Raw genomic sequence first — 23,083 nt, 5'->3', positions numbered from 1 at the left:
GCTCAGTACACGTCGCGGACGTACCGCTTTTCGCGCTTGAGGGAATTCACGTAATCGGTGGCGGCGTCGGCGCTCATCGCACCATGGGTGGCGACGATGTCGTGCAGCGCCTTGTCGACATCCTTGGCCATCCGGGTGGCGTCTCCACAGACATAGAAGTGGCCGCCCTCTTCGAGCCAGGCGTACACGTCGGCCCCGTGCTCGACCATCCGGTTCTGCACGTAGATCTTCTCGGATTGATCTCGCGAGAAGGCCAGATCCAGGCGGGTCAGCAGGCCGCTGGACTGCCAGCCGAGCAGTTCGGTCTCGTAGGCGAAATCGTGGGCGCGGTGCTGATCGCCGAAAAACAGCCAGTTTCGGCCGGCCGCGCCGCTGTGTTCGCGCTCCTGCAGGAAGGCCCGGAACGGCGCCACCCCGGTACCGGGCCCGACCATGATCATCGGCACGTCACCATCGACGGGCACCCGGAACGACTTGTTGGGCTGCAGGAAGATCTTCGCCGTGCCGGCCCGGTCGGCAAGATACGTCGAGCACACGCCGCCGCGGGCACGTCCGTTGCCCTGATAGCGCACCGCGGCGACGGTCAGATGAATCCGGTCGGGATGTGCCAGCGCGCTCGACGATATCGAATAGGCCCGGTGTGCAAGGGGTTTGAGTAACCCGATGAACTCCTCCAGACTCAGGTCGTCACCGGCGATCCGCAGTACGTCCAAGATGTCCTTGCCGTACAGCCAGCGCTCGAGAGTCTCCTTGACCCCACCGCGCAGCACATGGGACAGCTCCTCGTTGTCGGCGCGCTTCTCGACCTCACCGAGCAGATCCTTCGACGGTGCACTGATCTCGTAACGACGCCCGAGCAATTCACCGAGCGGGCGGTCGTCGACCAAGGTGTCCGGCGACACGCGGAAGTGCTCGGCGATCGCCTCCACCAGCGCGGGATCGTTCTCCGGGATGACCGCCAACGCATCACCGGCCTCGTACTCGATACCGCTGTCGGCAAGCGCGAACTCGATGTGCCGGATCTCCTTGTCCGACCCCGGTCCGGACAACAATCGGTTGACCGCGAGATCGGCCACGAACGGGTTCTTGCGCGTCCACCCGGAACGGGCCACCGCGCTCGGCGGCGGGGTGCTCGGCGTTCCGCTGGCCCCTGATGTCGGCACCAGCGCGGTGAGTGCGCCCTGGATCCATTCGGCGGCGTGCGCCTCGTACTCGACATCGCAATCGGTGCGGGTGACCACGCGAGTGGCGCCGAGCTGTTCCAACCGGATGTCGAAGAGCTTGCCCGCCTGGCAGAACTCGTCATAGCTGGTGTCGCCGAGCGCGAGCACGCCGTAGGACACCCCCTCAAGGCGGGGGGCGGTCGTGGCCGACAGCGCGTCCCAGAAGAGTTCGGCGTTGTCGGGCATCTCGCCCTCGCCGTAGGTCGACGTCACGATCAGCACGTACTTCAGCCCGGCGAACTCGTCGAGTTCGATCTCGTCGAGACCACTGACCTTGACGTCGAAACCCTGCAGCTTGGCTGCGGCGGCAGCATCATTGGCCACGCCCTCGGCGTTACCGGTCTGGGTACCGTAGAGGATCCGCAGCGCCGGACGCGCGGCAGGCGCATCGGCCACCGCGGCCGGCGGCGGGACCATGTTCATGGCCAACCGCGAGTGCAGGCCTGCCAGGAATCCCGACAGCCAGGCACGCTGGTCCTCGTTGAACGGGGCATCCTGGGGAATGTAGGCAATCTTCACGAAGCGCTCTCCAAGGTGGTCAGTGAGGCCACCACGTCCGGAACAGATTGGGCGGCAAACAATTCCTCGAAGGAGGGCAGCCGCCCGATGCGCTCGACGTTCTTGGCGCTCTGGAACAGGATCCAGCCGTATGTGCCGGGGCTGTCCATCGACAGCACGTTGCGCTGCGACAGCGCGTCCTTGTAGTCGGTGATCCGCTTGTTGGCGATCAACACGGCCAGGTCCTCGTCACTGAAACCGTCGATGGCCTCACGCGCATACCGCTGCAACTTCTGGATCAGGAAGAAGTCCTCGGTCAGCACCAGGTTGCGGACGGTACCTCCCACCGCAGGGTCGGCAACGTCGGTCACCCCTGGCAGCCGGGTCAGCGCCAGCTGCTGAGCGAGATTGAGCACGGTGTAGGTGTTCAACAGCGCATACATCTCTTCGGTGTCGGTGTCCCCGTAGCCGGGTACCGCACCGCCGAGCACCATCTCACCGTCCCGATAGGACCGCTTGAACTTGGCGACCTGATGACCGGCGAGCGCCGAGGCCAGTTCGTCGAGCAGTTCTTTGCGCGTCTTGGCCGCAAGTATCGCGTCGGCATCCTGGTACTGCAGCAGCGCCCGCGGCATCGCATACTTCACGTGTTCCCGGGTGGTGTCCCAATCGTCGAGAAGCGCAGCGGCCTTTGTCGATCCCGTCGCCTCGACGTGCCACTGCAGCATCGTCTTGGCGGCGACCTCGTGGAAGGGCGCCTCGGCCAGCGGAGCGATCAGGACCGAGTCGGCACTCACCTTGGCCGCCAGCACATCGCTCGGATCGTATTGATAGAGGAATCCGCCGCTCATGCCGTTGGCGACGCCTTTGCCGAAGCCCCCGATGTTGAACACCGCGCCATTGGTCATGTACTCACACAGGAACTCACCGACACCCTCGACGACAGCGGTGGCGCCGGAGTTGCGGACGGCGAATCGGTCACCGGCCTCACCGGCGACGAAAAGCCGTCCACCGGAGGCGCCGAACAGTGCGAAGTTGCCGATCAACACATTGCCGCCCGGCAGTTCCGATCCGCCACCGGGCGAATGGACGGTGATCGTGCCACCGCACTGGCTCTTGCCGACCCCGTCATTGCAGGTTCCGGTGTGCGACATCGTCATACCGTCATTGCAGAAGGCACCGTAACTCTGCCCCGCCGAACCGTCAGTGGTGATCAGCACGCTGTCGGGGGTGAGGAACCGGCGTCCGCGCGCGTCGACCGCCACCGCCCGGCCGTCCAGCGGCCCGGATGGTCCTGGGTGATTCAGCATCCGCTCGATGTCGATGGCGAGCTGGCCCCCCACACTCTTGTTGCCGTTGGTCAGCGTCACCGGTGCCATCGCCACACCATCGAGGTCGAGCTGCGCCAGGAACGCGTCGTCGACGGCGTAGTCCTTCTCCATGTAGATCGGGTCGTCGGGTACGAATCCCTCGGCGACGGACAGCATGGCCCGCAGATCCAGCTTGCCGATGCTGGAGGGATGATCCAGCAGGTGCAGAAGGTCGCTTCGCCCCCGCGCGTGGCGCAGCGACTGCAGGCCGAGCATGGCCAGTATCTCGCGAACCTCGTGGGAGATGTTGAGCAGATACTGCGCCAAGGCCCGTGGATCACCCTCGAACGCTTCGGAATTCGTGGTCAGACCGGCCGGACACTTGATGTTGCAGTTCTTGGCCATCACGCACTTGAGCATCATCAGGGCGGTGGTGCCGAACTCGTAGCTGTCGGCGCCGAGCAGTGCCGACTTGACCACGTCGCTGGCGGTCTGGTGAGCGCCGGACGCACGCAACACGACCTTCTGCCGAATACCGTTGGCCACCAGGGCCTGATGCACTTCGGCGACGCCGATCTCGGCCGACCGCCCGGCATACTTCAGGCTGGTGACGGCCGCGGCACCGGTGCCACCGGTGTTACCCGCGACGTTGATGACATCGGCACCGGCCTTGGCGACGCCGGCGGCGATGATGCCGATTCCCTCCGAGCTGACCAGCTTCACGATCACCCGGACGCGCGCGGCCTTGCAATCGTGGATCAGCTGCGCGAGATCCTCGATGGAGTAGGTGTCGTGGTGCGGCGGCGGGGAGACCAGCTCGACCCCCGGTGTTCCACCACGTGCCGCGGCAATCTGGACGGTCACCTTCGGCGCGGGCAGCTGGCCGCCCTCACCGGGTTTGGCCCCTTGACCGATCTTGATTTCCAACTCACGCAGCATCGGGTCGGCGAGGTAGCCGGCCCACACGCCGAACCGGCCGGAGGCGAACTGCTTGATCCGCGATCCGCGAATGGTGCCGTAGCGGGTGATGTGCTCACCACCCTCACCGCAGTTGGACAGACCACCGACCATGTTGGTGCCGTGCGCGACCGCTTCGTGCGCGGCGGCCACCAGCGCGCCATGGCTCATCGCCCCGGAGGCCAGCGTGGCCGCGATCTCATCGGCGGGCTGCACCGCGGACAGCGGGATCGAGTCCGGTGCGGTGCGCACGTGGGACAGGTAGTGCAAGGCATCACCGGATGCCCGTAGCCACAACCGGTCGCCGACGATGTCGTAGTCGACGATCTGCGTGCCGAACCGTTGTCGCAACGAGTGCGCCAGCTCGGCGAGCCGGCCCGCGGAATGGGCCAGTTTCAGGGTGAACTCGTCGCCGGTTCCCGAGATGATCAGCCCACGCACCAGATAACCGTTGTTACCCCACAGCGCGAATTGTCCCATTTCGGATCGGAATTCGTCGGCGGTGTGCAAGAAGTTGACGTCGGCGGGGAAGGCCAGCACATCGCGCAGTGCCGCGGGGCGCCGGGCTCGCTCGGTGTTCATCGCCATCACGAAGTTGCGGTAACCCGGCGTGATGTCGAAGTTGTTGATCGCCCGAGGCGACATCTCCTCGAAGCTGTTGTTGCGGTAGGCCTCGTCGTCCAGGCCGAAGGCACCCTCGAGCTGGTGCAGTGGCAGGCGGCGCAGGTACAGCGGATCGGCCATGTCCGGATTCTCGGGGCGGGCATCGTCGCCGAAGGAGATCTCCTCCTCGGTCATGTCCACGAACCCGCGCACCGCAGTCGTCCCGTAGGAGTGTCCCGCACCCTCGGCACGTTCCTTGAACAATCCGAGCAGCGGAACGTCCTTCTCCCCGGTGACGGCCAGCGCGCGGGCATGCCATTCGGCGGAGGTCTCGGCCAGCGTGGAGAACCCGACACCGCCGACCGGGGACACCACATTGGGGAAGTACTTGCGCAGCACCGGCTCGCCGGTATCCAGGTAGCTGGGCTCGAAGAACTCGCCGCCGATATAGCTTTCGGCGGTACACAGGCCGACCCGGCCCATGGTCTTCATCAGCGACTTCTCGGCGGCCTTGGCGAACCGCTTGAACGCCGCGGCAACCTGGGACTCGTCAGGCCCGAACTTCTCCTCGGCGCGCATCTGCACACCCAGGGGATACACCGCGGAGGCACCGAAGCCCAGCGCGGTGGCGACGTGATGCGACGAGCAGATCTGCCCGCTCTCGGCGATCACCGAAACCCGCAGTCGCACACCTTCCTCGATGAGCCGCTGGTTGATCGCCGACACCGCGATGATCAACGGTATTGCCGCCATACCGCTTTCGACGTGCCGGTCGGAGATGACGGCGATACCGCCGGTCTCCCGTGCGAACTCCTCGACCTCGTCACACAGCTTGTCGATGCCGCGGACCAGAGCCTGGGCGTTGGCTTCCGAATCCTCCAGGTCGATCCGGTAGAACATGCCGAACCGCTCGACGGGGGTGTGCTTCTGGTCCCGGATCTTGAGCATCTCCAGATGCGTCAGGATCGGTGTCGGCACCACGATCTGCGGCGCGGCCTTCCCGCCGCTGTTGGGCTTGGCGCCGAGCGCCACCCGCAACGTCATGCCGTCGGCTTCGCGGATGCTGTCCAGCGGCGGGTTGGTCACCTGGGCGAACCGCTGGGTGAAGTAGCGGGCGATACCACCTTCGTGATTGGACAGCGCGTTGATGGCTGCGCCGTACCCCATTGCCGAGATCTTCTCCTGGCCGGTGGCCAGCATCGGATCCATCAGGAATTTGAAGCTCTCCTGATTCAACGAGTACGCCACATAGCGCTGATGTCTGGACAGATCGCCGTTGTACCGGGCCGGGGAGAGTTGACCCTCCGGCGCAACTGCAGGCAGGTCGGCAAGATTCACCCGCGCCTCGTCCAGCATGCTTTGGTAATCATGCTGCTGGGCAAGCTTTTCCAGCGCTTCGACGGTGTCGTAGGACCGTTGTTCACGGTGGTCGTAGTACAGCATGCCGCCGGCCTCGATGCGCCCGCGCTTGGTCACCTCCTCGGGCGGGAAGTAGACCTGACCGGCCTCTGACATGACCCCCAGGTACTCGGCGGTCTCCACCGAGCGCAACGGGCGCAGGCCCAGCCGGTCCAGGCGCGCACCGATGTAGGTGCCATCGCCGAAGATGAGGGCGGCCGGCCCGTCGTTCTTCTCTTCGTAGAGGCTGAAGAACTCCAGCATCGCCCGCACCTGCGGGGACAGCGTCTCATCGTTTTCCCAGGCCGGCGGCATCATCGCCACCACCGCGGTGATCAAGTCCAGGTCGTCTTCGAGAACGCGGTTCTGCAGGGTCTGGTCCAGCCGGCAGCTGTCGGACTGCCCGACCGGCCGCACGATCGCGCGGTTGCGGGCGCGTGCGACGGCGTTGTCGGAGAGCCGGTTCTTCTTGTCGGTGTTGAGCTCGCCGTTGTGGGCCATCAGCCGGAACGGTTGGGCCATCGTGGCATTGGGGACCGTATTGGTGGAGAAACGGGTGTGGAAGAACATCGAATGCACTTCCATCCGCGGGTCCGACAGGTCGCTGAAGTACGGGACGACCTCATTGGAGTTCAATCGGCCCTTGAGCACCTGGGTGCGGGCACTGATCGAGAGCGGGTACAGACCGAGCAGCGCGGGTTCGGTGTAGGCGACGGCCTCGATATCCATCAGGGCGTCGTGGATTCTGCGGTCGAATCGCGCACTCGTGTCGGCGGTGAACACCCACTGCCGAATCGGCAGCTGATAGGTGACCGCTGCCGGCCGAATGGCCGTGTTATCCACCGGCACATCCCGTTTCGCGATGATGTCGAACCCGTGTTCGCGCAGCGTGCGCTCGATCACCGCTTCGGCCTCGCCGTGGGATGCCGTGTCGTTGGGCAGGAAGAAGTTACCGACCCCGAACTGACCCAGTTCCAGGTCCGGCCGGCCGGTGACCTCACGGAAGAACCGCAGGGAGAGGTCCAGATTGACCCCCGCGCCGTCGCCCACGCCTTCTGAGGACATGCCACCGCGGTGCGGGACCGCGCACAACGCCTCGTGCAGCTTCTGGATGACCTCATGGGTCTGACGGCCATCCTTGCGCGTCAGGAATCCGACGCCACAACTGCTCTTTTCCTGATTCGGATCAAAAAGTCCCGACAACCGGCGATCTCCTCTGGCGACGCAAACGACCCAGCGCACCGCGTGGGCCTCTCGACGTTGAGCCGTCCCGCACGAGGCCTTCGATTACCGCAGGCACCGGCGCGCGCAAATGACTTAGCCTAACCTAAAACCCCTGGTAGCGCCGTTCCAAGGGGTGTGATATTTCCAACGGCAGAAACCGTCATTCACGCGGTTTGGGCCGCAGCGCTCGGGTGAACAGAACGTTGACCTGTCGCATCGCCACGCTGTAGGGCCACCACGCCACCCGCTTGAAGGCGTACAGGGCGCGGATATCGGCGGAGGTGTAGATCAGGAAGCGATTGCGCCGCACTCCGGCCAGGATCTTGTCGGCCGCATGCTCGGGGGACACGGCGTGCCCGGCGAATCGGTCGACCCACTTGGCCACCCGCGGATCCTCGCGATCGACGCCGGCGATCTGCACCGTCTGGACCAGTCCGGTCTTCACCGCGCCGGGCACGACGACCGACACCCCGATGCGGTGCCGGGCCAGGTCGAAGCGCAACACCTCACTGAGTCCGCGCAGGCCGTACTTGCTGGCGCTGTACGCGGCATGCCACGGCAACGCGACGATGCCTGCCGCCGAGGACACGTTCACCAGATGACCGCCCCGGCCCGCGGCCACCATCGGCGGCACGAACGTCTCGATCACGTGGATCGGGCCCATCAGGTTGACGTCGATCATCGACTTCCAGTGCTGATGGGAAAGCGTCGACACCGTGCCCCAGGCGGAGATGCCTGCGATGTTCATGACGATGTCGAGCGCACCGTGGGCGGCATGCACATCGTCGGCGAAGGCGCTGACCGCCTCGAAATCGGAGATGTCCAGTGCCCGGTGCGCCGCCACGGCGGCGCCGAGGGATTCGGCGTCGGCGACCAGCGTGGCCAGCCCGTCGGCATCGCGGTCGGTCAGGTACAGCTCGGCGCCGAGTTCGGCGAGCTTGAGCGCGGTCGCGCGGCCGATACCGCTGGCCGCGCCGGTCAACAGAATCCGTTTCCCGGCAAAACCCTCAGGCTGACCCATCTGTCCGACACTACCCAGCGCGGGTGGCTCACTCGTCCCAGGACGCCGCGGTTCCCCATAGTGCGTTGAGCCAGAGGCGTTCCAGCACGTCGACCGCCCGGGCGGGATCGGTGCCGCGGCCGACGAAGGCGGCGTCATTGGACAGCGTCATCGCGGTGGTGGCGGTGAGCATCCGGACCAGCGCCGGGATGTCGTCGGAGATCGGCCGGGTGCCCTTGCGGACCTCGTCCTCGACGACCCCGACGATCTTGTCGATCACCATGTCCTCGAAGTCGTTCATGATGGCGGCGATCTGCTTGTCGGTGGTTTGGGCCGACGTGCAGGCCGCCATGATCGGATCGTTGGTCGCGAACACCGCCGCGGCACTGCCGACCATCCGCTTGGCGAATGCCGCGGGCGACTCGCCGGGGTCGCGCGGGGCGAAGTTGTGGGTCAGCACATCGAGCTCGGCGAGGGCCTCCCGGACGATCAGTGCCAGCACGTCGTACTTGGAGTCGAAGTAGAAATAGAACCCCGATCGCGCCACACCCGCGCGTTCGCTGATCATGCTCACCGACAGATCGGCGAAGGGTTTGACGCCCAGCAACTCGCGCACCGCGGCGACGATCGCGTCGCGTTGGCGGTCTCCGCGGCTGCGCCGGGTCTCGGGTTGCGCTTCAGGGGTGGCGCTCATGGCCTTAAACCTTTGCACCGCGCCACGCCAGAACAAAACTTGACATCCGTCAAGTTTGACACAGCCCCCGGACCTGCGGCGTGGTATCCGCCATGCCGAAGTGCGGCGGCGGACCGGCCGAGTCGGCCGCCGACCGCGCCGGACACAAACTTGACAGCCGTCAAGTCGAACATGAAGATGGTCGACGAAGTGACGTCGACCACAGGTCTGCCCGCACGAAGGAGTTCCGTCCATGGCGACAACCATCAGCACGCCGACCTATCTGCTGGACCAGGCCAAGCGCCGGTTCACCCCCACGCTGAACAACATGCCCGGTCTCGGCACGGTGGAGCAGCGACTGCGCAGGCACGATTTCAAGCAGTTCGTGCTCGCCGAGCCACCGGCCGGTAGCGGGCTCAAGCCGGTCCTCGGCGACTCGGGCGTGCCGATCCTCGGCCACATGATCGAGACGTTCCGCTCCGGCCCCGAGTACCTGCTCGAGGTCTACAAGAAGTACGGGCCGGTCCACTACGCCTACTCCCCCGCACTCTCCAGCGTCGCGGCACTGGGTCCGGACGCGACCCAGGCGGTGTTCTCCAACCGCAACAAGGACTTCTCGCAGAAGGGCTGGGATCCGGTCATCGGCCCGTTCTTCAACCGCGGGCTCATGATGCTCGATTTCGAGGAGCACATGTTCCACCGCCGCATCATGCAGGAGGCCTTCACCCGGTCCCGGCTGACCGGTTATGTGGAGCACATCGACCGGGTCGCCTCGACCGTCATCGCCAACGACTGGGTCGAGAACGATCCGCGCTTCCTGTTCTATCCCGCGGTCAAGGAACTGACCCTGGACATCGCCTCGGTGGTGTTCATGGGTCACGAGCCCGGCTCGGACAAGGAACTCGTCACCAAGGTCAACGACGCGTTCACCATGACCACGCGTGCGGGTGGCGCCATCATCCGCACCGGTGTGCCGCCGTTCAAGTGGTGGCGCGGACTGCAGGCCCGCAAGGTGCTCGACGACTACTTCGAGGCCCGGGTCAAGGAGAAGCGCGACTCGCAGGGCACCGACATGCTGACCGTGTTGTGCCATACCGCCGACGAAGACGGCAATACCTTCACCGACCAGGACATCGTCAATCACATGATCTTCCTGATGATGGCCGCCCACGACACCTCGACATCGACGCTGACGACGATGGCCTACTACCTGGCCGCCAACCCCGAGTGGCAGGAACGCTGCCGCGAGGAGTCGGAGCGGATCGGCGACGGTCCGCTGGACATCGAGGCGCTGGACAAGCTCGAGACCTACGACCTGGTGATCAACGAATCACTGCGGCTGGTGACGCCGCTGCCGTTCAACGTGCGCTCCACGGTGCGCGACACCGATCTGCTCGGCCACTTCATCCCGGCCGGCACCAGCGTCATCACCTGGCCGTCGATCAATCATCACCTGCCCGAACTGTGGACCGACCCGGAGAAGTTCGACCCGAGCCGGTTTGCCGAGCCGCGCAACGAGCACAAGCGGCACCGTTACGCGTTCGCCCCGTTCGGCGGCGGTGCGCACAAGTGCATCGGCATGGTCTTCGGACAGCTTGAGATCAAGACCGTCATGCACCGACTGCTGCGCAAGTACCGGCTGGAGCCGCCCTACCAGGGGTACAAGTCCAAGCTGGATTACGGCGGCATGCCCGTGCCGATGGACGGTATGCCCGTCATCCTGCGCCCACTCTGATCGAGTAGTCGTCCCAGCGGCCACTTGTCGCACGCAACAAGCCAATTCGCGTGCGACAGGTGGCCGTTCGCGTCAGGCGGCCAGTCGGTTCGCCGACGCGACAACGGCCCGCAGCGCCGACTGGTGCGGACATTCCGACCAGGCGATCGCCCACTGCGCATCCACCCCGGCGGTGCTGCGGATGAAGGTGGCGGTCTGACCGCCGGCCTGCAGCTGGTGGAAATTCAGCATCTCGATCCTGATCCCGCAGTCGTGCAGCATCGCGGTCAGCGCGCCGAGAGGGCCCGCGGCCGTGGCCGTGCACGCGGTGATCCGGTCGCCGACGGCGATGGTGGCCGTATAGGTGTGGGTGTGCCTGCCGTATGCCCGGTCAGCCCGGTCCCAGGTCAACAACCGGACCGGTCCGGCGCTGGATCCGAAGGTTGCCGCCACGTCATCCCAGCTCATCTCCGCGGCCAGGTCACGAAGTCCGCGCGGCAACGGGGAGTCGAAGAAATCGGCGAAGCGGGGGGTCGCGATGAGGGTGGTGGAGTTCATGTGTGTCGGCCTTCGCACTCGTTAGGAGCGACCGACGGGTAGTAGCGTCCGACCCACAGCGGGGGGTCGGTCTGGATCAGACCCCGCTGCGGGTACTGGCTACTACGAGAATGCGATGCACGACAGCGAGGTTAGACCCGCCGACCGGGTGGGCGCAACCCGGTTTGGGCAACGCGCCCGCTCTGGTCGACGATGGCCCGATGACGTGGTGGGAGATGGTGCTGCTGTTCGTCGCCGGCATCGGCGGCGGATTGATCGGCAGTATCGCCGGGTTGGCGTCCCTGTCGACCTATCCCGCCCTGTTGCTGATCGGCCTGCCGCCGGTCTCGGCCAATGTCACCAACACCGTGAGCCTGGTCTTCAACGGGGTCGGTTCGGTGGCGGGCTCGTTGCCCGAACTCGCCGGGCAGCGCGGCCGCCTGCTGCGGCTCATGCCGATGGCGGTGCTCGGCGGGGCGGCCGGTGCATGGCTGCTGCTCTCGATACCCGCGGAGGGTTTCGAGAATGCCGTTCCGCTGCTGCTGATGGTCGCGTCGGTCGCGATCGCGCTGCCCCGCGGCAAGGGGCCGGTGGCCGAACCGACCCGAGCACGCGGCGCGGCCCAGGCGGTGGCCGTCGCCTTGATCTGCGTCTACGGCGGGTTCTTCGGCGCCGCGGCGGGGGTGCTGCTGCTGGCACTGTTCCTGCGGACCGGCGCCGAGAGCCTTGCCGAGGCCAACGCCATCAAGAACGTCGTGCTGGGGGTCGCCAATGCCGTTGCCGCCGTGGGGTTCGTGATCTTCGCACCGGTGTACTGGCCCGCAGTGGGCGCCATGGGCGTCGGCTGCCTGATCGGCGCACGGCTGGGACCCGTGGTGGTGCGGCGGGCACCGGCGACCCCACTGCGACTGGGCATCGCGATCGCCGGTATCGCATTGGCCGTCAAACTGGGCTACGACACCTACCTGTGAAACTCGGAGCCGTGACTGTATTCGCCGGAGCCTCGTAGTACGCCGGCTCGGCTAGCGTGGTCTGGTGGCATCCATCCCAGTCGGAACGCGTGTCCTGTGTGGTGTCGCCGCGGCCGCGGTGACCCTGGGCGTCAGCGCCCTCGTCGCGGTACCGCTCGGGGCGTCCGCCGATCCCCGCTCCGCGGTCGGATCGACGATCATCGACCGCACCCCGGGCGCGGTGAAGGAATGGGCGATCCAGACATTCGGGACCGCGGACAAGCTGTTCCTGACGGTCGCGGTGCTCGTGGCGATCGCCGTATTGGCGGCACTGGCCGGTGTGCTGGAGCGCCGGCGAATACCGATCGGCAGCATCATGTTCACCGCGGCCACGGTTGCCGGCTGTGTCGCCATCCTGTCGCGGGCCGGCGCCCGCCCGCTGGACATGGTGCCGACGGTGGTCGGCGGGCTCGCCGGCATCATCGCGCTGCGGTTTCTGACCTCCGGCAGATTGGAGGACGGGTCGGCACACGAATCGGCCGCCGCCGATCCCGGACGCCGACTCTCGCTGGCCGCTCTCGGGCTGCTGGGCCTCGGCGTGCTGGGCAGTGCCGTCGGATCGGCGTGGGCTCGGCGGGTGCATTCGGCTGCCGGCGACCGACAGGCCTACACACCGCCGCCGGTGGCCAAGCCGGCACCACCCATCCCGCCTGAGGTGCAGCCGGCCGGCGTCGACATCACCGAATTCGTCACCGACAACGACGAGTTCTACCGGATCGACACGGCGCTGTCGGTCCCCCAGCTCAACCGCGACGCCTGGGCGTTACGCATCCACGGCATGGTCGACCGCGAGGTGACCTACACCTTCGCCGACCTGGAGAAGTTCGAGCTCATCGAGAAGGTCGTCACCCTGGCATGTGTGTCGAACCCGGTGGGCGGTGACCTGATCGGCAACGCGGTCTGGACCGGTTACCGGGTGCGTGACCTGCTGGCGGCGGCGGGAGTGCATGCCGACGCCGATATGGTGCTGTCCACCTCGAGCGACGGTTTCACCGCGGGCACGCCCACCGAGGCGATGACCGATGATCGCGATTCGCTGTTGGCGATAACGATGAACGGCCAACCCTTGCCCATCGAACACGGCTATCCGGCCCGCCTCGTCGTCCCCGGCCTCTACGGGTATGTCTCGGCCACCAAATGGGTCGTAGATCTGGAGTTGACCAGATTCGATCGGGCACAGGGCTATTGGACACCGCTCGGATGGTCCGAACGAGGTCCGATCAAGACACAATCGCGGATCGACGTACCCCGCATCGGCCAGGATGTCGCACCGGGGCCGGTCCGCTTCGGCGGCGTGGCGTGGGCCCAGCACCGTGGTGTGCGCGGCGTCGAGGTCCGGGTCGACGACGGGCCCTGGCAGCAGGCAACCCTGGGTGCGGCGTACTCGAACGACACCTGGCGGTTGTGGAGCTTCGACTGGAAGGCCGAAAAGCCCGGCCTGCACCGCATCACCGTACGCGCCACCGACAACACCGGGGCGGTGCAGACCGAGGATATCGCCGGCGTCGTACCCGACGGCGCGACCGGTTGGCCCAGCGTCGAATTCGCGGTGACCTGACGACCGGGCGATGAGGACTTTCGGCACTACTACCTGCCGCTTCACCCGCGCAGTCTTGGTTCATGGACCCGAACACCCCGGATCGCCGAACCGTCGAAACGGTGTTGTCCCTGGCGACGAGGGCCCCGTCGATCCACAATTCGCAGCCGTGGCGCTGGCAGGTCCGACCGGACCGGTTGTTGCTGTTCGCCGATGCCGATCGCGCGCTACCCCATGCTGATCCGGATTCCCGCGACCTCTTGCTCAGCTGCGGAGCGGCGCTGCACCACGCGGTCGTCGCGTTGGCCTCACTGGGGTGGCGGGCCGAGGTGCACCGCTTTCCTGACCCCGATCGGCCCGATCTGCTGGCAGCCGTGACGATGCGGCCCGGCCTCGCCGCCGGATCGGATGTGCCACTGGCTGCGGCCATCCCGTGCCGACGCACCGACCGGCGCATGTTCAGCGCCTGGACCGTGCCGGACGCCGATATCGCCATGATGGGCGCCAGGGCCGCGCGGGCCGGGGTGATGCTCCGTCAGGTGCAGCGCCTGCCCGAACTTCAGGAGATCGTCGCGCGCGCCGTCCGACAGCACGCCACCGATCATGCATACCTGACCGAATTGTCCACCTGGAGCGGACGTTACGCATCACTGGCAGGCGTGCCCGCCCGCAACACCCCACGCTCGGATCCACGGGCGACACTTCCCGGACGGGTGTTCGCCGGCCCGATGCTCGCGCAGTCCGGTACCGGGCCGGCCGAGGACGGCGCCGCCGTCCTGGCCCTGGGCACCAAGGAAGACAACCCGCTGTCGCGGTTGCGGGCCGGGGAGGCCACCAGCCTCGTCCTGTTGACCGCGACCACGCTCGGGCTGGCCAGCTGCCCGGTGACCGAGCCGCTGGAGATCGACGCCACCAGGAGTGCGGTGCGCGATGACGTCTTCGGCGACCACGGCCATCCGCAGATGCTGTTGCGCATCGGCTGGGCGCCGGTCAACGCCGACCCCTTGCCCGCCACTCCGCGTATGCCGACGTCAACGGTCGTCGAGTGGCAGTGCTGAACGGCCGCGCCCGCTCTCTCCCCATTCCAGCTTGGACGCGAAAACCGCTGCCTGCGTGCGGCGTTCCATCCCGAGCTTGGCAAGCAACCTGGACACGTAGTTCTTCACCGTCTTCTCGGCGAGGAACATCCTGGCCGCGATCTGGCGGTTGGTGAGGCCCTCGGACAACAGGTGCAGCAGGGTGCGCTCCTGCTCGGTCAGCCCGGTCAGCGGGTCAGCACGCTCGGCGGCACCGCGCAGATTGGCCATCAGCGCCGCGGCGGCCCGATTGTCGAGCAACGAGCGACCTGCCCCGACCTCCTTGATGGCGTTGGCCAGTTCCAGGCCCTTGATGTCCTTGACGACGTATCCACTGGCGCCGGCCAGGATGGCATCGAGCATGGCTTCGTCGGAGGTGAACGAGGTGAGCATCAGACAGCGCAGATCGGGAAGCTCGGAGAGCAGATCGCGGCACAGCTCGATGCCGTTGCCATCGGGTAACCGGACATCGAGCACGGCGACCTCGGGCCGCACGGCAGGAATTCTGGCGAGCGCCTCGGCGACCGTGCCCGCCTCCCCCACAACCTCGAGGTCGGGATCGGAGCCGAGCAGGTCGATCAGTCCACGCCGGACGACCTCATGGTCGTCGACCAGAAATACCTTCACCACGGGCATGGCCCCATCATGGCCGGTACTGCGGGCCGGTGTCGTCGAGGATCTGTCTGCCGGTGATCCGCTCGGTCCTGATCCGGATGAAATGATCGCGCCGGCCCTGCACCCACGGTTCGACGAATGTGCCCGCGACCTCGACCAGGTCGTCGATCGCGGTGATCGGCTCCGCGGTGCCGACCACGGTGACGCTCCACCCGCTGCGCAGATCCGGATCGAGTTCATCGGCCTCGAACGCCACCGCCTGATGGGTGGCGGCGGCCGCCAGCTTCGCCCCGCCGGCGACCCGGAAGACCACATCCTCCTGCCAAAGCCGGAAGTTGACCGGGTGGATCGCCGGAAGGCCGTCTTCGGTGAACACCAACCGGCCGACGCGGACCTGTTGTAACCGGTCCAGGCACTGCCTGCGGTTGAGAACGTCGAGTTGCTGGGCGTGGGACTGACTGTGCGACATCGTGGCCACCTCCTCGTGGCAGCCGCCCGGCTGCCACGAGCATTGTCGCTCGGCGACACTGCCCGCGAACAGGGCCTTATGTCATCGGTCCGACCACCGCTGCCGATCGGCTCGCTGACCTGTCGGTACCGGATGGCAGCCTGGGACCGTGCAACTCGCAGAGATCGCCGCCGCGTCGGACGATATCGGTGCGACATCGTCGCGGACGGCCAAGGTCGGCTTGGTCGCCGCAGCACTGCGACGCGTAGACCCGGATGAGATCTCCGTCGTGGTGACCTGGTTGTCCGGCGAACTGCCCCAGCGCCAGATCGGCGTCGGGTGGGCGGGTCTGCGCGATCTGCCCCCACCGGCCGGCGATGCCACGCTGACCGTCGCCGCGGTGCACGCCATGCTGACCGAGATCAAAGACATCGCAGGAAAGGGGTCCAAGGGGCGGCGGGCCCAGCGGGTGCTGGACCTGTTCGCCGCCGCCACCGAGACCGAACAGCAATTCCTGCGTAGGTTGTTGTCCGGGGAGCTGCGCCAGGGCGCGCTCGCCGGAGTGATGGCCGATGCGGTCGCCAAGGCCGCCGGCTTACCCGCCGCGGCGGTCCGCCGCGCCGCCATGCTGGCCGGGGATCTTTCCGCGGTCGCGGTCTCGGCGATCACCGATGGCGATATCGGCCGCTTCACCCTGCGCGTCGGACGGCCGGTCTCCCCCATGCTGGCCCAAACGGCGACAGGTGTCGCCGAGGCTCTGGACAAACTTGACGGCGAGGCCGCCTTCGAGACGAAGCTGGACGGCGCGCGGGTGCAGATCCACCGCGCCGGAGACCGGGTCACGATCTACACCCGGACGCTCGACGATGTCACCGAGCGGTTGCCCGAGGTGGTCGACGCCGCGCTCGCGCTGCCGGTCACCGACCTCATCGCCGATGCCGAAGCCATCGCGCTGCGGCCCGACGGGCGTCCGCATCGCTTCCAGGTGACCGCTTCCCGCTTCGGCAGCCGCTCGGCGGCCGCGCGTGCGGAGCCGCTGTCGGTGTTCTTCTTCGATCTGCTGCACCGCGATGGTGTCGATCTGTTGGATCTGCCGCTGACCGACCGGATGGCCGCGCTGGATGAGGTGGTGCCGGCGGCGCAACGGATGCAGCGACTGGTCACCACCGACCCGGCCGCCGCGCACGCGTTCCTGGAGACGACGCTGGCCGCGGGCCATGAGGGTGTGATGGCCAAGGCGCCGCGCGCACCGTATGAGGCGGGCCGCCGCGGGTCCGGCTGGTTGAAGGTCAAGCCGGTGCACACCCTGGATCTGGTGGTGCTGGCGGTCGAATGGGGCTCCGGGCGGCGCACCGGCACGTTGTCCAACATTCATCTCGGTGCCCGCGACCCGGACACCGGCGAATTCGTGATGTTGGGCAAGACATTCAAGGGAATGACCGACGAGATGCTGGCCTGGCAGACGAGGCGCTTCACCGAGCTGGCGGTCGAGGGCACCGACGGCGGCGTGGTGCGGGTGCGGCCCGAGCAGGTCGTCGAGATCGCGATCGACGGTGTCCAGGCGTCCTCGCGCTACCCGGCTGGGATGGCCCTGCGGTTCGCGCGCGTCGTGCGCTACCGGGACGACAAGCCCGCCGCGCAGGCCGACACGGTGCACACCGTGCGTGAACTGTTCGAACGCAGCGGTTGAGGGAAAGTCCCCAACGTCGTCCTGACGCGGTGCAAGGATCGACCCCATGGGATCACCGACTGCCCCCGATCTGACCGAGGACACCCGCGGCGACATCACCTACGTCCGAACCGACACGAACCTGCCGCCGGTGGCGATCGTCGATCGCTCCCCGATCACCACCAAGCACAAGATCATCTTCGCGGCGGTGGCGGTGCTGGGCGCGCTCGCGTGGGCGATCATCGCCTTCTTCCGTGGCGAAACAGTGAACGCGGTCTGGTTCGTCATCGCAGCGGTGTGCACCTATGTCATCGGTTACCGCTTCTACGCCCGTCTCATCGAGATGAAGATCGTCATACCGCGCGACGATCACGCCACCCCCGCCGAGGTGTTCGAGAACGGCACCGACTACATGCCCACCGACCGGCGGGTGCTGTTCGGCCACCACTTCGCCGCCATCGCCGGCGCCGGTCCGCTGGTCGGTCCGGTGCTGGCCATGCAGATGGGTTATCTGCCGGGCACCATCTGGATCATCATCGGCGCGTTGGTCGCCGGGTGCGTGCAGGACTACCTGGTGCTGTCGATCTCGGTGCGCAGGCGGGGCAGGTCACTGGGACAGATGGCCAAGGACGAACTCGGCGTGGTGGGCGGCGCCGCGGCGATCGTCGGCGTGCTGGTCATCATGGTGATACTGCTGGCGGTCCTGGCGCTGGTCGTGGTGAATGCGCTGGCCGAGAGCCCGTGGGGCGTCTTCTCCATCGCCATGACCATCCCGATCGCCATCTTCATGGGCCTGTACCTGCGGTTCCTGCGGCCCGGCCGGGTATCTGAGGTATCGCTGATCGGTGTGGCACTGCTGCTGCTCGCGGTCGTGTCCGGCGGGTGGGTGGCCGAAACACAATGGGGCACCGACTGGTTCACCCTGTCCAAGGTGACGCTGTCGTGGTGCATCATCATCTACGGCCTGGCCGCCTCGGTGCTCCCGGTGTGGTTGCTGCTGGCCCCGCGCGACTACCTCTCGACATTCATGAAGGTCGGCACCATTGCCCTGCTCGCAGTGGGCATCCTGGTCGCCCGCCCGATCATGGAGGCACCGGCGATATCGTCATTCGCCACCAGCGGTACCGGACCCGTGTTCGCCGGTTCCCTGTTCCCGTTCCTGTTCATCACCATCGCCTGCGGCGCACTATCGGGCTTCCACGCGCTGATCTCCTCCGGCACCACGCCGAAGCTGCTGGAGAAGGAAAGCCAGATGCGCCTGATCGGCTACGGCGGCATGCTCACCGAGTCGTTCGTCGCGATCATGGCGCTCATCACCGCCGCAATCCTCAACCAGCACCTGTACTTCGTCATGAACGCGCCGGCCGCGTCTACCGGTGCCACCGCCCAAACCGCGGCCGATTACGTCAACGGACTCGGCTTGTCCGGGGCCGATATCACCGCCGAGGAGATCACCGGTGCCGCCCAGAGCGTCGGCGAAGAGTCGATCGTGTCGCGCACCGGCGGCGCCCCGACGCTGGCTTTCGGCATGTCCGAGGTGCTGCACCAGGTCTTCGGCGGACAGAGCCTCAAGGCGTTCTGGTACCACTTCGCGATCATGTTCGAGGCCCTGTTCATCCTCACCACCGTCGACGCCGGGACCCGGGTGGCCCGCTTCATGCTGTCGGATGCGCTGGGCAACCTCGGCGGGCCGCTCAAGAAGCTGCAGAACCCCAGTTGGCGGGTCGGCGCCTGGATCTGCAGTCTGGTCGTGGTGCTCGCCTGGGGCAGCATCCTGCTGATGGGTGTCACCGACCCACTCGGCGGCATCAACACGCTCTTCCCACTGTTCGGCATCGCCAACCAGTTGTTGGCGGCCATCGCGCTGACCGTCGTCACGGTGGTGATCATCAAGCGCGGACTGCTCAAATGGGCGTGGATACCCGGCATTCCGCTGGCCTGGGATCTCGTGGTGACCATGACGGCGTCCTGGCAGAAGATCTTCTCCGGCGACCCGAAGGTCGGCTACTGGACGCAGCATTTCCAGTACCGCGACGCCAAGGACGCCGGCAAGACGGCGTTCGGTGCCGCGAAGGACGCCGGTCAGATCGATGCCGTCATCCGCAACACGTTCATCCAGGGCACGCTCTCGATCGTCTTCGCGGTCCTGGTGATCATCGTGGTCGCCGCAGGCGTCGTCATGGCGCTCAGGTCGATCCGCGGCGCGGGTCGTCCGCTCACCGAGGACGACGCGGTGCCCTCCCGCATCTTCGCGCCGTCCGGACTCCTCGCCACCGATGCCGAGAAGGAGGTGCAGAAAGAATGGGACGAGCTCGCACCGTCGCACGCCAGATCGGTTGGTACTGGTCATCATTGATGGGCGATAATCACTACCGCCGCTACGTCGAGCATCTCGCGCTTCGGCATCCCGGGGCGCCGGTGCCGACCGAGCGGCAGTACTGGCGGATGCGGCATGCGGCCACCGAGTCCAATCCGCAGTCGCGCTGCTGCTGAGCACTGCGATCTGAGGAGTCCCGGCCGCGATGAGTGCGGCGCAGACTCCTCACATCACGACGACGCGGCTCGGTAGGCCTGCACGATCGGGGCCAGCTCATCCGGCGTCGCGCCGTGCATGATCACCGCATCGGCACCGTAGTCGAACTCCTTGCGGACCCGGTCGACGCACTGTTGGGCCGTTCCGGTCGCCGACGGCTCCAGCCACTCGTCCGGAATCAAGGTGGCGATGTGTTCGATCTGCTCGGCCGTCGCCTTGTGATCGATGCCGCCACCGATGGATTGCACCACGGTGTCCTCGCGAAAGCGCTGCAGCACAGCGGGATCCCAGCCGTTGGTGCTCACCAGCAGGTCTCCGTAGCCCTGCAGATAGGTAGCCAAACGCGCCACGGTCTTCTTGAGCCGCAGCTCTTCGGGCAGGTGATCGCCGACGGTCGCGAAACACGACCACACCCGTACGCTCGCCGGGTCTCGGCCGGCCCGCTCGGCGGCATCCTTGACCGTCTTGACTGCGCGCTGCAGCGTCTCCGGCGTGAAATACGTGTGCAGGATGACGTCGTCGAAGGCGCGCCCGCCCAACGCAAGGGTCTGCGGCCCGAAGGCGACGATGGCCAGCCTGATGTCCTCGCGGAAGTCCGCATCGAGGAACAGCAGTGGATACCGTCCGATCGGCCCGTCATGGTCGAAGATCAGCTCGCCGTGCCAGAGTCGGCGCATCACCGCGGCGAAGTCTTCCATCTGCGCGGTGGTCACCGCCGGCACCCCGAAGGCGCCGTACAGCGCGGCGATTCCCCTGCCCAGGCCCAAGGTGAACCGGCCGCCGGACAACCGGTGCATGGTCGTGGCCCACGATCCGGTGATCAGCGGATGCCTGGTGTTGTGATTGGTGGCGGCAGTGGCGATCTGCATCCGGCTCGTCACCGCCAACGCCGCGCCGGTCAACGACGACGCTTCCTTGACGTTCCAGCGCTCGGAGATGAAGCCGGTACCGAACCCCAGTTCCTCACCGCGCCGGGCCTCGTCGACCAGGGTGGCGGGACCTTCGCCACCGGCACCGGCCAGCAGGTAGTAGCCAAGTTCGTCCAATGACCTAGGCATATTCAGCCACACCCAACCACGTCACTTCCAACCGCGTCACACCCAACCTCCTTGTTGGTAAGCACAATCCCACACCTCGGTGATCGGTCGGCCGACAACGCCGAAGACACTCAGCCGCCCTCTGACTCCTTGGCGATGACGCCGCGTGCGATCAGGTGCTCGGTCAAGGGCGCCACACCGACGGTGAAATGTTCCGCGATCGCCCGCCGGGCAGCATCCGGATCACGGCGCTCCAGCGCGTCGATCAGCCGACGGTGGTCCCTGATGGACTGCGCCGGCCACCCCTCCAAGGTCGGGAACACCGATTCGGGCTGATACCGGGTGATACCGGACATGAACTGGGTGAGCTTCGGCGAGTCGGCGGCGACGTTGATCAGCCGGTGGTACTCGTGGTTGAGCCGCACGGCGCGGTCCGGGTCGGCGTCCCGGTAGGCACGTTCCAGGTTGTCCTGAATGGCCTTCAGTTCCGAAAGTTGTTCGGCACTGATGTTTTCGGCTGCCCGCGCCGCAAGTTCACCGCCGACGTAGGCCTGCACGTCGGCGACATCGGCGAGATCGCGGGCGGTGAACCTTACGACCATGAATCCGCGCCGTGGATGCTGGACAAGCAGCCCCTCGGCGCGCAGGTTCAACAGCGCTTCCCGCACCGGGGTGACGCTGATGCCGAGGTCGACGGCCAGCTGGTCCAGGCGCAGGTATTCACCGGCCGGGTAGGTGCCCTCGAAGATCCGTCTCCGTACCACCCGCGCGACATCGTCGGACAGCTGAGGCCGGGCGACGAACCCAGGTTCGTCAGAGCCGATACTCATCGAGCAGATTCTTGCTGATGATGGTCTTCTGGATTTCGCTGGTGCCCTCACCGATCAGCAGGAACGGAGCGTCGCGCATCAGCCGTTCGATCTCATACTCCTTGGAATAGCCGTAGCCGCCGTGGATCCGGAAGCTCTGCTGGGTCACTTCGGCGCAGAACTCGCTGGCCAGATACTTGGCCATGCCGGCGGCCACGTCGTTTCGCTCGCCCGAGTCCTTGAGCCGGGCGGCATTGACCATCATCAGATGCGCCGCCTCGACCTTGGTCGCCATCTCGGCGAGCTGGAAGGCGATGGCTTGGTGCCCCGCGATCGGTGTACCGAACGTCTCTCGTTGCTGGGCATAGCGTATCGCCAGCTCGAAGGCCCGGATCCCGACACCGCAGGCCCGCGCCGACACGTTCACTCGGCCGACTTCGATACCGTCCATCATCTGGACGAAACCGCGGCCCGGCGCCGCACCCAGCACATCATCGGCCGAAGCCCGGTAGCCGTCGAAGATCAGTTCGGTGGTGTCGATGCCCTTGTAGCCGAGTTTGTCGATCTTGCCAGGGATGGTCAGTCCGGGGATCACCTCTCCGAAGCCGGCCGGCTTCTCGATGAGGAAGGCCGTCAGGTTGCGGTGCGGCTTATCGGCTCCCTCGTCGGTTTTCACCAATGCGGCCACCAGCGTCGAGCTGCCGCCGTTGGTCAGCCACATCTTCTGCCCGGTGATCACGTAGTCGTCCCCGTCGCGCACACCCCTGGTGCGGATGGCGGCCACATCCGAACCGAGCTCGGGCTCGGACATGGAGAATGCCCCACGGACCTCTCCGGTCGCCATCCGCGGGAGATACCGCTGTTTCTGGGCTTCGGTACCGTGCTGGCGGATCATATAGGCGACGATGAAGTGTGTGTTGATGACGCCGGACACACTCATCCAGCCGCGGGCCAGTTCTTCCACGCACAGCGCGTAGGTCAGCAGCGACTCCCCCAGCCCGCCGTACTCCTCGGGGATCATCAGGCCGAACAGACCCATCTCCCGCATCTGGTCGACGATGTGCTGCGGATAGGTGTCCGCGTGCTCGAGTTCCTGCGCGTTCGGGATGATCTCCCTGTCCACGAATTGGCGCACGGTGGCGATGATCTCGGCCTGGACGTCGGTCAGTCCGGCGGTCTGAGCGAGCTTAGTCATGGGCGATCTCACTTCGC

At 66.5% G+C, this 23,083-nt stretch carries 17 protein-coding genes; 7 read left to right on the top strand and 10 right to left on the bottom strand.

The genetic code is table 11. The features are described from left to right. Positions 1 to 2: 2 nt before the first annotated feature. The 4 genes from G154_RS23010 to G154_RS22995 all read right to left on the bottom strand — a co-directional run bounded on the left by G154_RS23010 (position 3) and on the right by G154_RS22995 (position 8,907). Positions 3 to 1,742 carry a sulfite reductase subunit alpha gene (locus tag G154_RS23010; RefSeq protein ID WP_019514548.1) on the bottom strand — a complete coding sequence of 580 codons (1,740 nt, stop codon included), beginning with the start codon at positions 1,740 to 1,742 and terminating at the stop codon, positions 3 to 5. Then, on the bottom strand, positions 1,739 to 7,192 hold the full coding sequence (locus G154_RS23005; RefSeq protein WP_019514547.1) for a glutamate synthase-related protein: 5,454 nt from the start codon (positions 7,190 to 7,192) through the stop codon (positions 1,739 to 1,741). The genes G154_RS23010 and G154_RS23005 overlap by 4 nt, the downstream gene beginning before the upstream one ends. A 181-nt stretch (positions 7,193 to 7,373) precedes the next feature. Continuing rightward, positions 7,374 to 8,234: an SDR family oxidoreductase gene (locus G154_RS23000; protein WP_019514546.1), complete on the bottom strand. Its 861-nt coding sequence runs from the start codon at positions 8,232 to 8,234 to the stop codon at positions 7,374 to 7,376. 28 nt (positions 8,235 to 8,262) lie between these two features. Then, positions 8,263 to 8,907, bottom strand: a complete 645-nt coding sequence (locus G154_RS22995; RefSeq protein ID WP_019514545.1) for a TetR/AcrR family transcriptional regulator — start codon at positions 8,905 to 8,907, stop codon at positions 8,263 to 8,265. A gap of 232 nt (positions 8,908 to 9,139) precedes the next feature. Here G154_RS22995 and G154_RS22990 point away from each other — a divergent pair, with 232 nt between their 5' ends. Further along, complete coding sequence (locus G154_RS22990; protein WP_019514544.1) at positions 9,140 to 10,621, top strand: cytochrome P450; 1,482 nt, start codon at positions 9,140 to 9,142, stop codon at positions 10,619 to 10,621. A gap of 72 nt (positions 10,622 to 10,693) precedes the next feature. On the opposite strand, the gene G154_RS22985 is transcribed toward G154_RS22990, so the two are convergent. Then, the gene (locus G154_RS22985; RefSeq protein WP_019514543.1) at positions 10,694 to 11,158 is read right to left on the bottom strand and encodes a hypothetical protein; all 465 of its coding nucleotides are present in this window, start codon (positions 11,156 to 11,158) and stop codon (positions 10,694 to 10,696) included. 200 nt (positions 11,159 to 11,358) lie between these two features. Between G154_RS22985 and G154_RS22980 the strand changes: the two genes are divergently transcribed. The 3 genes from G154_RS22980 to G154_RS22970 all read left to right on the top strand — a co-directional run bounded on the left by G154_RS22980 (position 11,359) and on the right by G154_RS22970 (position 14,742). After that, a complete protein-coding gene (locus G154_RS22980; RefSeq protein ID WP_023985533.1) occupies positions 11,359 to 12,108 on the top strand; it encodes a sulfite exporter TauE/SafE family protein in 750 nt (249 codons plus the stop codon). Between the two features lie 64 nt (positions 12,109 to 12,172). Then, on the top strand, positions 12,173 to 13,705 hold the full coding sequence (locus tag G154_RS22975; protein ID WP_019514541.1) for a molybdopterin-dependent oxidoreductase: 1,533 nt from the start codon (positions 12,173 to 12,175) through the stop codon (positions 13,703 to 13,705). A 62-nt stretch (positions 13,706 to 13,767) separates the two neighbouring features. Next, positions 13,768 to 14,742 (top strand): hypothetical protein, encoded by a 975-nt coding sequence (locus G154_RS22970; protein WP_019514540.1) that lies wholly within the window; start codon positions 13,768 to 13,770, stop codon positions 14,740 to 14,742. On the opposite strand, the gene G154_RS22965 is transcribed toward G154_RS22970, so the two are convergent. After that, positions 14,716 to 15,390 carry a response regulator transcription factor gene (locus tag G154_RS22965; protein WP_023985531.1) on the bottom strand — a complete coding sequence of 225 codons (675 nt, stop codon included), beginning with the start codon at positions 15,388 to 15,390 and terminating at the stop codon, positions 14,716 to 14,718. The two genes, G154_RS22970 and G154_RS22965, sit on opposite strands and share 27 nt — an antisense overlap. A gap of 13 nt (positions 15,391 to 15,403) precedes the next feature. After that, positions 15,404 to 15,844 carry a pyridoxamine 5'-phosphate oxidase family protein gene (locus G154_RS22960; RefSeq protein ID WP_031601415.1) on the bottom strand — a complete coding sequence of 147 codons (441 nt, stop codon included), beginning with the start codon at positions 15,842 to 15,844 and terminating at the stop codon, positions 15,404 to 15,406. A gap of 148 nt (positions 15,845 to 15,992) precedes the next feature. On the opposite strand from G154_RS22960, the gene G154_RS22955 reads away from it, so the two are divergent. The 3 genes from G154_RS22955 to G154_RS26140 are packed head-to-tail and all read left to right on the top strand — an operon-like array spanning position 15,993 to position 19,985. Then, the gene (locus G154_RS22955; protein ID WP_019514537.1) at positions 15,993 to 17,513 is read left to right on the top strand and encodes an ATP-dependent DNA ligase; all 1,521 of its coding nucleotides are present in this window, start codon (positions 15,993 to 15,995) and stop codon (positions 17,511 to 17,513) included. 46 nt (positions 17,514 to 17,559) lie between these two features. Further along, positions 17,560 to 19,848: a carbon starvation CstA family protein gene (locus G154_RS22950; RefSeq protein ID WP_019514536.1), complete on the top strand. Its 2,289-nt coding sequence runs from the start codon at positions 17,560 to 17,562 to the stop codon at positions 19,846 to 19,848. Next, positions 19,848 to 19,985, top strand: a complete 138-nt coding sequence (locus G154_RS26140; RefSeq protein ID WP_019514535.1) for a CstA-like transporter-associated (seleno)protein — start codon at positions 19,848 to 19,850, stop codon at positions 19,983 to 19,985. The genes G154_RS22950 and G154_RS26140 overlap by 1 nt, the downstream gene beginning before the upstream one ends. 54 nt (positions 19,986 to 20,039) lie before the next feature. On the opposite strand, the gene G154_RS22945 is transcribed toward G154_RS26140, so the two are convergent. The 3 genes from G154_RS22945 to G154_RS22935 form a co-directional block, all read right to left on the bottom strand. After that, complete coding sequence (locus G154_RS22945; RefSeq protein WP_023985530.1) at positions 20,040 to 21,083, bottom strand: TIGR03857 family LLM class F420-dependent oxidoreductase; 1,044 nt, start codon at positions 21,081 to 21,083, stop codon at positions 20,040 to 20,042. 110 nt (positions 21,084 to 21,193) lie between these two features. After that, the gene (locus tag G154_RS22940; RefSeq protein WP_019514533.1) at positions 21,194 to 21,892 is read right to left on the bottom strand and encodes a GntR family transcriptional regulator; all 699 of its coding nucleotides are present in this window, start codon (positions 21,890 to 21,892) and stop codon (positions 21,194 to 21,196) included. Further along, on the bottom strand, positions 21,876 to 23,066 hold the full coding sequence (locus G154_RS22935) for an acyl-CoA dehydrogenase family protein (protein WP_019514532.1): 1,191 nt from the start codon (positions 23,064 to 23,066) through the stop codon (positions 21,876 to 21,878). Before G154_RS22935 ends, G154_RS22940 begins: the two co-directional genes overlap by 17 nt. Positions 23,067 to 23,083 lie beyond the last annotated feature (17 nt).

The organism is Mycobacterium sp. VKM Ac-1816D (assembly GCF_000416385.1).
GTDB classification, from domain to species: domain Bacteria; phylum Actinomycetota; class Actinomycetes; order Mycobacteriales; family Mycobacteriaceae; genus Mycobacterium; species Mycobacterium neoaurum_A.
The sequence above is the reverse complement of the archived record's forward strand: the minus strand, read 5'-3'. Positions and strand labels throughout refer to the sequence as shown.